Origin of the sequence: Chitinophaga filiformis, assembly GCF_900102545.1 — a bacterium.
Classification (GTDB): Bacteria; Bacteroidota; Bacteroidia; order Chitinophagales; family Chitinophagaceae; genus Chitinophaga; species Chitinophaga filiformis.
Window position 1 is genome coordinate 873,539 of the sequence record NZ_FNBN01000001.1, and the last position, 12,096, is coordinate 885,634.

At 42.3% G+C, this 12,096-nt stretch carries 15 protein-coding genes and 1 tRNA gene; 6 read left to right on the forward strand and 10 right to left on the reverse strand.

Annotated features, from left to right (window positions below):
- The first annotated feature begins 15 nt into the window (after positions 1-15).
- On the forward strand, positions 16-642 hold the full coding sequence (locus tag BLR32_RS03595; protein WP_089828861.1) for a polysaccharide deacetylase family protein: 627 nt from the start codon (positions 16-18) through the stop codon (positions 640-642).
- A 64-nt stretch (positions 643-706) separates the two neighbouring features.
- On the opposite strand, the gene BLR32_RS03600 is transcribed toward BLR32_RS03595, so the two are convergent.
- Entirely contained in the window at positions 707-1,597 is an 891-nt protein-coding gene (locus BLR32_RS03600) for a hypothetical protein (protein ID WP_143011349.1), read from the reverse strand.
- A 122-nt stretch (positions 1,598-1,719) separates the two neighbouring features.
- Between BLR32_RS03600 and BLR32_RS03605 the strand changes: the two genes are divergently transcribed.
- From BLR32_RS03605 to BLR32_RS03615, 3 genes are all read left to right on the forward strand, one after another.
- Positions 1,720-2,490: a TatD family hydrolase gene (locus BLR32_RS03605; RefSeq protein WP_089828863.1), complete on the forward strand. Its 771-nt coding sequence runs from the start codon at positions 1,720-1,722 to the stop codon at positions 2,488-2,490.
- A gap of 45 nt (positions 2,491-2,535) precedes the next feature.
- Positions 2,536-3,579: an asparaginase gene (locus BLR32_RS03610; RefSeq protein WP_089828864.1), complete on the forward strand. Its 1,044-nt coding sequence runs from the start codon at positions 2,536-2,538 to the stop codon at positions 3,577-3,579.
- A gap of 66 nt (positions 3,580-3,645) precedes the next feature.
- Positions 3,646-3,732 (forward strand) — tRNA-Ser (locus tag BLR32_RS03615).
- A gap of 103 nt (positions 3,733-3,835) precedes the next feature.
- Here BLR32_RS03615 and BLR32_RS03620 read toward each other — a convergent pair.
- Complete coding sequence (locus BLR32_RS03620) at positions 3,836-4,258, reverse strand: winged helix-turn-helix transcriptional regulator (RefSeq protein WP_089828865.1); 423 nt, start codon at positions 4,256-4,258, stop codon at positions 3,836-3,838.
- 130 nt (positions 4,259-4,388) lie between these two features.
- Between BLR32_RS03620 and BLR32_RS03625 the strand changes: the two genes are divergently transcribed.
- Entirely contained in the window at positions 4,389-5,519 is a 1,131-nt protein-coding gene (locus BLR32_RS03625) for an alkene reductase (RefSeq protein ID WP_089828866.1), read from the forward strand.
- Positions 5,520-5,714: 195 nt separating this feature from the next.
- Here BLR32_RS03625 and BLR32_RS03630 read toward each other — a convergent pair whose 3' ends face one another.
- Both BLR32_RS03630 and BLR32_RS03635 read right to left on the reverse strand, forming a co-directional pair.
- Complete coding sequence (locus tag BLR32_RS03630) at positions 5,715-6,416, reverse strand: response regulator transcription factor (protein ID WP_245705345.1); 702 nt, start codon at positions 6,414-6,416, stop codon at positions 5,715-5,717.
- Entirely contained in the window at positions 6,400-7,752 is a 1,353-nt protein-coding gene (locus BLR32_RS03635; protein WP_176842152.1) for a sensor histidine kinase, read from the reverse strand. Before BLR32_RS03635 ends, BLR32_RS03630 begins: the two co-directional genes overlap by 17 nt.
- A gap of 96 nt (positions 7,753-7,848) precedes the next feature.
- Between BLR32_RS03635 and BLR32_RS03640 the strand changes: the two genes are divergently transcribed.
- Complete coding sequence (locus BLR32_RS03640; protein WP_089828868.1) at positions 7,849-8,400, forward strand: TlpA family protein disulfide reductase; 552 nt, start codon at positions 7,849-7,851, stop codon at positions 8,398-8,400.
- 111 nt (positions 8,401-8,511) lie between these two features.
- Here the strand turns inward: BLR32_RS03640 and BLR32_RS03645 are convergent, their stop codons facing one another.
- From BLR32_RS03645 to BLR32_RS03670, 6 genes are all read right to left on the reverse strand, one after another.
- Entirely contained in the window at positions 8,512-9,384 is an 873-nt protein-coding gene (locus BLR32_RS03645) for an alpha/beta fold hydrolase (RefSeq protein WP_089828869.1), read from the reverse strand.
- Positions 9,385-9,395: 11 nt separating this feature from the next.
- Positions 9,396-9,536, reverse strand: a complete 141-nt coding sequence (locus tag BLR32_RS33930) for a hypothetical protein (RefSeq protein ID WP_176842153.1) — start codon at positions 9,534-9,536, stop codon at positions 9,396-9,398.
- A 283-nt stretch (positions 9,537-9,819) separates the two neighbouring features.
- The gene (locus BLR32_RS03655; RefSeq protein WP_089828870.1) at positions 9,820-10,263 is read right to left on the reverse strand and encodes a DMT family transporter; all 444 of its coding nucleotides are present in this window, start codon (positions 10,261-10,263) and stop codon (positions 9,820-9,822) included.
- Positions 10,264-10,297: 34 nt separating this feature from the next.
- Entirely contained in the window at positions 10,298-11,167 is an 870-nt protein-coding gene (locus tag BLR32_RS03660; RefSeq protein WP_089828871.1) for an AraC family transcriptional regulator, read from the reverse strand.
- 18 nt (positions 11,168-11,185) lie between these two features.
- Complete coding sequence (locus BLR32_RS03665; protein WP_089828872.1) at positions 11,186-11,803, reverse strand: pyridoxamine 5'-phosphate oxidase family protein; 618 nt, start codon at positions 11,801-11,803, stop codon at positions 11,186-11,188.
- A 2-nt stretch (positions 11,804-11,805) separates the two neighbouring features.
- Positions 11,806-12,048 (reverse strand): hypothetical protein, encoded by a 243-nt coding sequence (locus BLR32_RS03670; RefSeq protein WP_089828873.1) that lies wholly within the window; start codon positions 12,046-12,048, stop codon positions 11,806-11,808.
- Positions 12,049-12,096 lie beyond the last annotated feature (48 nt).

A 12,096-nucleotide genomic window follows, 5' to 3' on the forward strand; every position in this document is an offset into this window, starting at 1 on the left:
TCAATCGTAACATCCATGTTTTATCTTACGAAAACACCTGCACTGCTGAAAGCACTGTATAAAAGCTGTACCTGGAACTTCTCCCCGGCCAGGCCATCTGTATACCTGACATTTGATGACGGCCCCCATCCTACAGCAACGCCCTTTATACTGGACCTTCTCCGCAAGTATGAGGCAAAGGCCACTTTCTTTTGTATAGGTAAAAACGTTATCGATCACCCTGAGATCTACCAGCGGATACTGGAAGAAGGACATCATACCGGCAACCACTCCCATAACCACCTGAATGGCTGGAAAACGGGTACGGATAAATACATAGAGAACATCCTGGAAGCCCGCAAATACATCGATTCGCCCCTGTTCAGGCCTCCTTACGGCAGGATCACTCCTTTCCAGATCAGGCACCTGAAAAAGGTGATCCCTAATGTACAGGTTATCATGTGGGACGTATTAAGTGCTGACTTTGATACGGAGATAAGCGGAGAAGACTGTGTGCAGAATGTGGTATTTAAAGCAAAACCGGGGTCTATTATCGTGTTTCATGATAGCACCAAGGCCTGGGACCGGCTGGAATATGCCTTACCGCGGGTGATGGAGTATTTCAAAAAGCAACAACTGAACATGGAAGCAATTCCATACTGAACGATATCCTGAAATGAAAAAGCCCGGGCACATTACCCGGGCTTTTCTTATGAATTATTATTGCTTATTTAGGCAATACAATGCTTTTCACTTTGTCGCCCAGGTCCACGGTTGCAGAATCATCACAGATACCATTACCATAATTCACAGTAGCAGTAACGCCATTCACAGTCACCAGTGCTTTACCTTTACCAATCCACGGACACTCCAGTTTTCTTTCCAGCGCGTCTGCATCATTTACAGTGATAGAAGCAGATATACCCAGCGGATATACCAGTGAATCTGTACCTGTAATGCTGAAAATATCATCAGTTACATCGCCCAGTGTGGCAGTTCCGGAAGTCTGGGTGATGATAGTATTACTATTGAAGCTAACCATTACGGTATCCAGTTTCACAGTACCACCGGTTACTACAGACTTATATTTGTATACGTTGGCGGTGCTCATATTGGTGATAGTTTTGGTACCGGTAACAACCACACCATTTACGGTATAGGTCAGCGGTTTAATAACGATCACGGAACCAGGGTAGTAGAAGTAACCACTATAAGTTACCTGGATATTACCTGCACGCACGCGGCCGGTATTGTCTGCACAACCTGCACCAAACTTGATCAGCATGGTTTTAGGCCATTGGTCTACCGTTACGTCATCAACATCATAGGAGAAGCAGCTACCCAGTTTAGCAGCCAGCTCAGCGCGGTGGGCTTTACGGCCGGTTTCATTCAGGCTGGCATCAGCACCTACTTCCAGCGCAATGCCGAAGAGGTCGTCATATATTCCGCTTACGATTGCCTGATCAGCAGCAGCAGTGATTGTTTGATTGTCACTTTTATTCGTGTCCGGCTTAGCAGTATCGGTAGCCGATTTAGAACACGCAAAAAAGATGGTGGCCATCAATAACAGGACGATAACTCCTGCGAAGATACGGTTAAAGCAAAAGTAGCCTTTCATAGAATAGTATAGTTTTAAATGAGGTTTTCCGGCCGTACTTTTGTACGGGCTATCTAAAATATAAATATTATACAAATGTAATATTTTTACAAATCCCATAAAAAAAATTTAATATCTGAGTAATGAACTGGATTGATACACATGCCCATTTGTATGGGGAGGAGTTTTCGGCAGACAGGACAGTAATGGTAGAGCGTGCATTGGCAGCGGGCGTATCCCGGTTATACCTTCCGAATATCGACAGCAGTTCTATCGAGGGTATGCTGGCATTGGAGGCTCAGTTTCCCGACAATTGTTTTGCTATGATGGGTGTACACCCTTGTTATATCAACGAGAATGTGGAACAGGAGCTTTCTGTGGTGAGGGAATGGCTGGCCAAAAGACCGTTTAAGGCTATTGGCGAGATAGGACTTGACTTCTATTGGGACACTACTTACCGGGAACAGCAGTACCACGCTTTCCGTAGTCAGCTGGAACTGGCCAGGGAGTACAATCTGCCAGTCGCCATTCATAGCCGCGAAAGTACCCGGGAATGTATTGACGAAGTGAAAGCCTTACAGGACGGTCGCTTGTCAGGAGTATTCCATTGCTTCTCCGGTACACTGGAAGAAGCGAAAGAGATCATTGACCTGGGCTTTTATCTGGGCATAGGCGGTGTGGTAACATTCAAGAAATCGGGACTGGATAAGATCCTGGAAGATATCGACCTGCAATACGTTGTATTGGAAACAGATGCCCCTTATCTGGCGCCGGTTCCTTATCGGGGTAAAAGGAATGAAAGTGCCTACATTCCACTGATCGGAGAAAAGATAGCAGATGTAAAAAATCTAAAAATAGCGGACGTCGCTGCAATGACTACAAACAACGCGCTTAAATTATTCAAAACCCACTAACCTTTTAGGCGGTACCTTTGCAGGCAATTTGGAACAGCAGCATCAATGAGTAAAATCCTGATTATTTATACAGGGGGCACAGTTGGGATGATCTACGACGAGAAAACCAAAGCCTTGCGTCCTATCGGGTTTAATGAGATACGTAACAATCTTCCGGAACTATACCGCATGGGGATTGACTTTTACGTATACGCCTTCAATCCTCCTATCGATTCTTCCGACATGCAACCGGAGATCTGGGTAGAAATAGCTTCTATCATAGAAGACCGGTATGACCGGTATGATGGATTTGTCATCTTACATGGTTCCGATACCATGTCTTTCACTGCTTCAGCACTAAGTTTTATGCTGGAGAATCTTTCAAAACCGGTTATTCTGACCGGGTCACAGCTACCTATTGGCAAGATCCGTACAGATGCCAAAGAGAATATTATTACCGCCATGGAAATCGCTGCTACCCGTCATAACGGGCAGGTAGTAGTACCGGAGGTATGTATCTATTTCGACTTTGCGCTCTTCCGTGGTAACCGTTCCAAGAAGTATAACGCAGAGAAATTTGAAGCGTTCTATTCCATGAACTACCCTCCGCTGGCAGAAGCGGGCATTGACATCAAGTACAAGACACAGTTTGTGTTACCTTGTCCGGAAAAGCCACTGAAGGTACATAAGCACCTGGACGATAATGTGACCGTCCTGAAATTGTTCCCGGGTATTACCCGTAAGACAGTGGAAGCGACACTCAACGTAAGTGGCCTTCGCGGCGTGATATTGGAGACTTTCGGGAGCGGGAATACCAATACCCAGCCCTGGTTCATCGAGAGTCTTAAAAAGGCTATTGATAAGGGTGTTGTGATCGTGGATATCACTCAGTGTGACGGTGGTTCCGTGGAGTTGGGTAAATATGAGACCAGCCAGCCCCTGCAGCAGATAGGGGTGATCAGCGGACATGATATGACCTTTGAAGCCGCCATTACGAAACTGATGTTCGTGCTCGGACAAAACCTGGATCTCGAAGCTACCAAGGCTATGATCGAGGCGCCGTTGAGGGGAGAACTGACTACCAACACCCATGATTGGGAAGCGATATAAATTATTTTTGGTAATCCGGGGGAAAGAGATATCTTTGCAACCCTGAATAAAAAATCCAATTCAACCGGAGAAGTGCAGGAGTGGTTGAACTGGCACGCCTGGAAAGTGTGTAAACTCGAAAGGGTTTCAAGGGTTCGAATCCCTTCTTCTCCGCTAAAGGGGACAAGTCATCATCAGTATGATTTGTCCCTTTTTCGTTTTCGGGTGGATTGCCCGACAGGTGAGCAATCCGGAAAAAATAGATCAGGTTTAAATCTCATCCGATTTTAGGCACTACAACTATACGCCGGTACATCTGGCATACAGATTTTGAAGTTTCACCGATCTTCGGGCTCTGCGTAATAACAGTCTCCAAAAAGCTGCGATTAGCATCGCCCCATTGGTTCATGGCATCAATAATTGGCATCAACGACCAGCCGATCTCCGTAAGCGAATACTCTACTTTAGGTGGCAGTTGTGGGTAAGTTTTCTTCTCTACTATGCCATGCCCCTCCAATTCTTTGAGTTGTACGTTCAATACCCTGCGCGTAGCACCAGGAAATAAGCGAAGCATCTCGCTTGGACGCTTTACATCCATTGAAATAGCATTTAGCAAAGCAGGCTTCCATTTACCGTTCAGTACTTCCTTCGTTAGGTGAAGGCCGCAATCTATAGTTAAGGGAGTCTTTCTTTCGTACATATACTATTCACTTTACTCAAAAATAAGCATTGCATCTCAATTCATATAGGGGATAAATTTATCCCTACACCATTACTTTCTCCCATATTGCACTGCTGCGGCGTATGCCCGAGGTTTGCATAAAAAAGTAATGAAAAATACAGCACAGCCACTATTAGAGGAATACCAGATAGGCAATTTGAAATTGAAAAACCGTGTGGTTATGGCATCGCTTACACGTGGACGTGCCACTAACGTAGGTCTGGTACCTACGCCATTGATGGCCAGATATTATGCACAACGCGCCTCAGCAGGCTTAATTCTGAGTGAAGGCACCTGGGTGAGTTCGAAGGCTATTGGCTTTATTAATGTGCCAGGCATCTTCACTCAGGAACAGGTAGATGGATGGAAACTTGTGACCAAAGCCGTTCACGACAAAGGCGGTTTGATCTTCTCCCAATTAGGGCATATTGGCTCCGCGTCCCACCCGGATTTCTTTGATGGTGAACTGCCTGCCGGCCCTTCCGCCATCAATCCGCAAAGCCATTCCTTTACTCCTGATGGCTTTAAAGATACCCTAACGCCACGCGAGTTCACTGTCGCTGAGATTAAACAAACTATACAGGATTACAAGCAGGCTGCTCAAAATGCAAAGGAAGCAGGTTTCGATGGCGTTGAGGTACATGCAATAGCAGGTATGTTAATTCCTCAATTTCTAAGTCCGGCCACTAATCAGCGCAACGATGAGTATGGTGGCAGTATTGAAAAACGCGCCCGCATTGTGTTCGAGATACTGGATGCCATCATAGATGTTTGGGACAGCACACGTGTAGCCATCAAGTTTTCGCCGGTCACATTCAGTCATGTTGGTATCGTAATTCCGGATAAAGAAACTATTCCCATGTTCCAGTACATTCTAAAAAAATTGAATGATTATAATCTCGCTTACCTGCACATTGTCGGGCCCGCAGAAGATTTAACTGGTACGGCGGTAGAGGTATTACAGGACAATTATTTCAGCCATTTTCGACGCCACTATAACGGCAGGCTGATGGCCAACCTGGGCTTTACGCAGGAAAGCGGCAATGCAATCCTGCAAGAAGGGATTGCCGATCTGGTATCTTTTGGCGCACCATTCATTGCCAACCCTGATTTGCCGAAGCGCTTTAAGTATAATCTGCCATTGTCAGAAGGTAACCGGGATACATATTATAGCGGGGGCGAAAATGGGTACACGGATTATCCTGAAGCCATATATGATAGCGCTGTTAGAAAAGACTGAATTGCAGATAGACTTTCTGCAAACTGGTTCGAACTTCGTCGCCCGGTAGGCCGCAAACAGAAAGCCTTCAGATCGAAAGATCCGGAGGCTTTTGATTTTGAAGAAACCCTGTGTCTGGTCTTAAGATCCACGGTACTTTTTATGAATTAAGATTCCATTCGCTATCAACAACATAGCCTCTTATTCACGGGCGAGCTATAAATATTCAATCAAACTGTACCCCTTTCCCCTGACGTTAATGATTTCAATGGAAGTATCTTCACGAAAATATTTCCGGATGCGGGTAATATAAACATCCATACTTCGGGCGGCGAATGGATCATCATCTCCCCAAAGTTTGAGTAGTGTAGTTCTTCTGTCCAGCAATTCATTTTTCACTTCCACCAGTAATCTCAACAAATCGGCTTCACGCTGTGATAACTGGATGACGTTACTCCCATTCGTTAATTCCTTTTTTTGAATATTAAATATAAAACTGCCAACTTTTATTATTCCGGATGAATTACTCCCCGAGGCTAAAAATTGGTTCTTCCGGCGTACCATAGCCCTTATGCGCAATACCAGCTCTTCCATTGAAAAAGGCTTTTTCATATAGTCATCAGCGCCTATTTCAAGGCCATGTATAACATCTTCAGGTTGCTTTCTTGCGGTAAGAAAAATAATTGGGACTTTATCATCCGTTGCACGAATGTCTGAAACTAATGAAAAGCCATCCTTCCCCGGCAACATTACATCTATGATACAAATATCCGGGTTCAGCTTTTTGAACATGGACCATCCATTGTTGCCATTAACAGCAATATCGACAATGAAATCACGCGTTTCAAGCGATTCCTTTATAATAGCAGCCAGTGTCGGCTCATCTTCCACAAGCAATATGCTAATCTTTTTTATCATGAAATTGAATAGTAAAAATAGTTCCTTTATTAATTTCACTCCTTACCGAGATGTTCCCATTTAATGCCGTGACCAGTAGTTTAACATAGCTCAGTCCAAGCCCATATCCTTTAACTTCATGTACATTTTTCGACTGTACACGGTAAAACTTATCGAATATAAAAGGTAAATGAAACTGTTCAATCCCTTTACCATTATCCTGCACCTGCAATTGCCAGCCATTAGCAATATGAAGAAACGTAACATCTATGCGAATGGTTCCATGTGAGTATTTAATTGCGTTATCCATGAGGCTACTCAAAATTGTATCTATAATAAAAGGGTCCGTATATGCAACTTCATTATTTAAAGAATTATGAATGGAAATTATATTTGGCGCATGCAGGTCAAACCGATCACATATTTCTACAGACAGATCGGTTAAATTAACAATCGTCCGCTGTGCATGCATGATACCATGTTCATATTTACTGACTTCTAATAAACGGTCTATGTCTTTATCCAGCTTGTCAAGTATGCTCAAATTGATATTTAAATACCTGTCAAGTCTCCCCGGATCTGATGAAGCTCCGAAACTCTTTAACGAATCTAATGATGATTTCAAAATTGTTAACGGGGTCCTTAATTCATGCGTAATATTGTTAATGAAATCATCCTTAAAATTGTTGAGCCGCATTTGACGGATAATCATCCTTCCCATAACAAAAAGACTTCCCGCAGATAACAGTATCAGCATAAAGGAAATGCCAGCCGGAAGGATATGTTGCCTCCAAAGCATAAGCGATGAATTTTCAGGTATAGCCCGAACAACAACAACCGGAGATCTGTGAAACTTTATGGGTACTGCAATTTCATTTTCTGAAAGACTGTCTGAAATTATGAGTCTAAATGTTACATCAATATTCTCCTTGCGTAGTTCCTGTTTATATATCAGACTTAGCGAATCAAGATTTAACGGCCGGCGAAATTGCTGTGATATCAACCGTCCCATGAGAACACTCGCCTCATCTATATTATATTCATCAATTTTTACGGTTAAAAATTCAGCATGAAATGGTTTGACAACTGCAGGTGTATCAAAGGCAATAGAATCCCGGTTAGGTATTGTTCTCAGGAAAAAAGTAAGGGACGGATCTTTGTACTTTAATGACGTAGGAAGTTCACTTTGCTGCAGCTGGTACAGACTGATACTTCTCTGCAAGATATACTTTGATGATGTGATAAAATTACGCTCACTGACTTTAAAGTTATTATATACCCAATAGACCTGGAACAACATGATCAGCAATACGGTTACTATAGCCATAAAGAATGTAAGCTTCAATCTTTTCCTCATAATTTTCATTTAACACTAGTTAACAGAAAAGTGGATTTTGTTAACACTCAACCACATTCTGTCTGATATTTTTGACATCGAAACAAAAAATCAATTATGAGAACATTCTTTTTCTACCTGCTGTGTTTTTTCATTTTTACAACCATCGGATATGGCAAAACTCCTGTCGATACTACACTGAATATACCAGCTCCTCAGTTCAGGATGGTAGATATAAACGGCAAAGTTGTCAGTCTCTCTGATTTTAAAAACAAAACCCTGATCGTGTATTTCTGGGCAACATGGTGTCATTATTGTCATAAAGATCTCCCGATGGTGAATAAAGTAGCAAAACAATATGCAAAGGATACCACTGTTGCCTTCCTTTTTGTGGACACTCGTGAGAAATCAGCTGATTATAAAACCCTTGTGCAAAAAGGCATGGAAAAGCACAATTTTGACTTTCACGTCGTGTTTGATGAAAAAGGGAAAGACAGCATTCAAAATAAATATTATACTGAGTTCGGAACAATAGGTATCCCTACACGATTTGTGATTGACCGGAATTCGATCATTCGTTATAAGTATATAGGATATGATGAAAGGCTTACTGAAGAAGAGGCTGCGGCGCTGTTTATTCGTTCAATAGAAGATACCAAAAAATTATAAAACTTATTAAACAGGAGACTAAAAAAGGGACAAACCATCAGAAGTATGTTTTGTCCCTTTTTCGTTCCCTTATAGATTGCTGTGGCACTCCATATACCTTCGCTTTCTCTTCTAACGGCTAACCTTTCTATCTAAAAAATCTCTTATGATAGCGGCGATCTCGTCTCCGTTACTTTCGAGTGCGAAATGTCCAGCATTAAACAGATGATACTCCAGATTCTTGACATCCCTTTTATATGCCTCAGCGCCGATTACCGGAAATATGTAATCGTTTTTACCATACACGATCAGCATCTCAGGATTGTGGTCACGAAAATATTGCTGCCATTCAGGGTATTTTGGAGGATTTGTCCTGTAATCATAAAAGAGATCCAGTTGGATCTGTCCGTTTTCAGGCCTCTCCAAATGGCGTAAATCGACCTCCCAGTTATCCGGACTGATTACGGAAGTGTCCGAAACGCCATGCGTATATTGCCACCTTAAACCTTCAGGATTGTGAAAGGTGCGTAGTGTATCTTCGGCAACTTTGTCATTCCTGTCTTTCCAATAAGCCTTGATAGGATCCCAGAAAGTCTCCAATCCTTCTTCGTAAGCACATCCATTTTGAACAATTATCGTCTCAACATTTTCGGGATGTTTCGAGGCTAACCTCCAACAAACAGGTGCACCATAATCCATTGCATAAAGACTATACCTTGAAATGTCTAACTTCTCCAGCAGTGTTTCGATAATTATTGCATAGTTGTCAAACGTATAGGAGAAGTTAGCTATGGGAGGTTGTTCACTCCTGCCATAGCCGGGATAATCAGGAGCGATCAGATGATACTTGTCTGACAGATCATTGATCAGATTCCTGAACATGTGCGATGATGCAGGATAACCATGCAAGAGAATGACGGTCGGTGCATCTTTAGGCCCCGCTTCGCGGTAGAAGATATTGACACCATTAATGTCAATAAAATTATAGGTAGTCTTACTTTTCATTGTGGGATTTTTTATCCTTGAATAAAATGTTTTATTAAATCAGCTACGAATTCGTGATGCTCCTCAAGCAAAAAATGCCCGCCATCAATTTGAATTATTTTCGCGTCGGGCAGATCCCTTCCATAAGCATCCCCTCCAGGTGCGATGAACATAGCATCGTTTTTCCCCCATAATACCAGTGTATCAGGTTGGTGCTCCTTAAAATACTTATGCCATTCCCCGTACAGCGCAAGATTACTTCCATAATCCCTGAAAAGAGCAAGCTGTATTTCATCATTTCCGGCCCGGTCAAGATAGTATTAAAGTGATAATCGGGGATGACCGGATTGATAATTCAAATTTGAAAAGAAGTATGCGATCGGACAAATAACTTGAGTAATAGGAACGCTTATAATTTTAATTGTTCCTTTCTTTTCAGTCATATTCATTTGTATCTCAAAATTTTTCTACAACAGCAACTCCCGCAATGATCAGCAGCATGCCAAGACCACGCCAGATGTTCATAGAATGCTGCTCTGCAACCAGGATATTAAAATGATCAAGCAATACTGAAATGATAACCTGTCCGGCTACCACGAGCCCAAACGTAAGTGCCATACCCAGTCTTGGAAGCGCAAGCATACTTATCGTAATGAATGCGGCACCAATCACACCGCCTCCTAACACAGAGGTAGCGGCGCTGCCCTTAAGCAGTTGCCAGGAGAACGTTTCTTTGGTAAAGGGAACATAAATGGCCATGGTGAGTGCCCCAACAATAAAACAGATCATAGCGGCATAAATCGGGCTGACCATTGATTTTGCTAATTTTGCATTAAGGCCTCCCTGTAAAGGCAATAAAGCACCACATAAAAAGACCACAAAAAGCCAGGCTATTTTCATAATTATATTTTTAAAGAGATAATCGATAATTCATCTACATTGAAAAACCTTTTTTGAAGTCGGTAAAGTTTATGCCACAGCAGTTCTTAAAATACTTGCTGAAATGGGCAGGATTCCAAAATCCCAGGTCATAAGCTGTCTCCTTCAAACTATAACCTTCATGAAGGACCCTCCGTTTCGCTTCAAGAACAACGCGCTGCTGTATGTGATGGCTAGCCGTGCGGCCCGACAATTCTTTCACCACACCGTTCAGGTGGTTGGGGGATACCGCTAAGATCTCTGCATACTCTTTAACCATTTTTTTAGAAGCGTAGTGCTTTTCCAGTTGTGTAAAAAATAGCTTAACCAGGTCAGATTTCCGGGACCTGTAAATATCCTGACCGTCCTGCTTTAATTGCCGGCATAAATAAATCATGAATATCTTCAGGTATCCCCTCAGAATGTCTGAACGCAAATGCAGCATATTATTATACTCCTGTATCATTTTGTCCGCGAAGAATACCATTAAGGCTATTTCATCACCCGATATATGGACGATTGGTATGGAGTTAAACCGGTTAAAAAACGAATTGTGAAATAATCCCGCCAATCTGATATCAGTTAATTCAATGTACTCTTTAACGAAAGAGATCGCATACCCCTTTGCTTCCTCATCTATTTCCATTGTAAAAACCTGGCCAGGTCTCGCATAAAAAAATACGTTGTCATTTATAAGGAAAACATTTGTATCAAGACTTATTTTTACAACACCTTTCAGTATCCAAATAATCAGGTGCGTACCTTGGCAAAAAACCGGCGTTTCTCCTTCTCTATTCTTCTCAAGAAGCGATTGGATGGAATAAATTTGGAACGGCGCCTGCTCAGAAACCCGGCCCTCTTTTTTTAATATGCGGCTAATTTTCATTTCAATAAATTTTTTCTATTACTCGTCAGCCACTGATTTATCTTTCAATTTTTTTATTTCGGCTTCCAATTGCAAAATGTATTTGCTTTGTGAAGCAAATGCTTTATTGATTTCCTCAATGGAATACCGGGGCGTAATATGTTGCTGACAATTCCAATCGTAGGCATCTACGTCAAATACCATCATTCTTTCAGGACGAAATTCATATCCTTCCAGGTCAAGTTGTGCATACAGCACAGGATCGTCCTCCAGTTCGACAATCCTGGTTTTGGCATACAATTTCAATCTTGTTCTGGTTGGATAATCCACCATGATCATTGCTACGTTATTGTTGGTGGTAATATTACCTACAGTGATATATTGGGCATTGCCTTTATAATCGATAATCCCCAGTTGTTTTGCATTCAGCACTTTAATAAATCCCGGGGAGCCACCCCGATGTTGTATATAGGGATATCCATTCTCTCCAATGGTAGCCATATAAAAACTATCCCGGTCAGAGATGAAACCTATTTCATTCTCTGTGAGACCATCCACATAGCTTCTATTCTCCAGACGGGCATAGCTTTTACGGCTACCCAATTTTTCCTGCATATCTCTGACAGCATCTGCAAATGCTAATGATGCATAATTCATTGTTATTTTATGATTTGGTTGTTCTCGATTTCATCGGAAGAGGCCTGATCAGATTTCGTAACTGTCGGTTTACCGACGATTGTTGTCAGATCCGGATATTGTGCCAATACTTCATCCCACATTGAATCGCCACATTCATCGGGTATAACTATTTTGTCCGGTATTTGCTCATTCGAATCTTGCGACTCACCTGCATTAGGTTGTGGTTTTATTTCGACAGACCCGGTATTGTGCGAAAAACTCATAAAAACAGATTTGAGCTAGAATGATGGAGGTATGTGTGTCTATTTCAC

Bases quoted from the DNA above. Each gene is read 5' to 3' on its own strand.
- BLR32_RS03630 (WP_245705345.1), bottom strand. From the start codon at position 6,416: ATGATAAAAAAGATTAGCATATTGCTTGTGGAAGATGAGCCGACACTG.
- BLR32_RS03640 (WP_089828868.1), top strand. From the start codon at position 7,849: ATGAGAACATTCTTTTTCTACCTGCTGTGTTTTTTCATTTTTACAACC.
- BLR32_RS03625 (WP_089828866.1), top strand. From the start codon at position 4,389: ATGAAAAATACAGCACAGCCACTATTAGAGGAATACCAGATAGGCAAT.
- BLR32_RS03670 (WP_089828873.1), bottom strand. From the start codon at position 12,048: ATGAGTTTTTCGCACAATACCGGGTCTGTCGAAATAAAACCACAACCT.
- BLR32_RS33930 (WP_176842153.1), bottom strand. From the start codon at position 9,536: ATGTTCATCGCACCTGGAGGGGATGCTTATGGAAGGGATCTGCCCGAC.
- BLR32_RS03610 (WP_089828864.1), top strand. From the start codon at position 2,536: ATGAGTAAAATCCTGATTATTTATACAGGGGGCACAGTTGGGATGATC.
- BLR32_RS03665 (WP_089828872.1), bottom strand. From the start codon at position 11,803: ATGAATTATGCATCATTAGCATTTGCAGATGCTGTCAGAGATATGCAG.
- BLR32_RS03645 (WP_089828869.1), bottom strand. From the start codon at position 9,384: ATGAAAAGTAAGACTACCTATAATTTTATTGACATTAATGGTGTCAAT.
- BLR32_RS03660 (WP_089828871.1), bottom strand. From the start codon at position 11,167: ATGAAAATTAGCCGCATATTAAAAAAAGAGGGCCGGGTTTCTGAGCAG.
- BLR32_RS03635 (WP_176842152.1), bottom strand. From the start codon at position 7,752: ATGAGGAAAAGATTGAAGCTTACATTCTTTATGGCTATAGTAACCGTA.
- BLR32_RS03655 (WP_089828870.1), bottom strand. From the start codon at position 10,263: ATGAAAATAGCCTGGCTTTTTGTGGTCTTTTTATGTGGTGCTTTATTG.
- BLR32_RS03600 (WP_143011349.1), bottom strand. From the start codon at position 1,597: ATGAAAGGCTACTTTTGCTTTAACCGTATCTTCGCAGGAGTTATCGTC.
- BLR32_RS03605 (WP_089828863.1), top strand. From the start codon at position 1,720: ATGAACTGGATTGATACACATGCCCATTTGTATGGGGAGGAGTTTTCG.
- BLR32_RS03620 (WP_089828865.1), bottom strand. From the start codon at position 4,258: ATGTACGAAAGAAAGACTCCCTTAACTATAGATTGCGGCCTTCACCTA.
- BLR32_RS03595 (WP_089828861.1), top strand. From the start codon at position 16: ATGTTTTATCTTACGAAAACACCTGCACTGCTGAAAGCACTGTATAAA.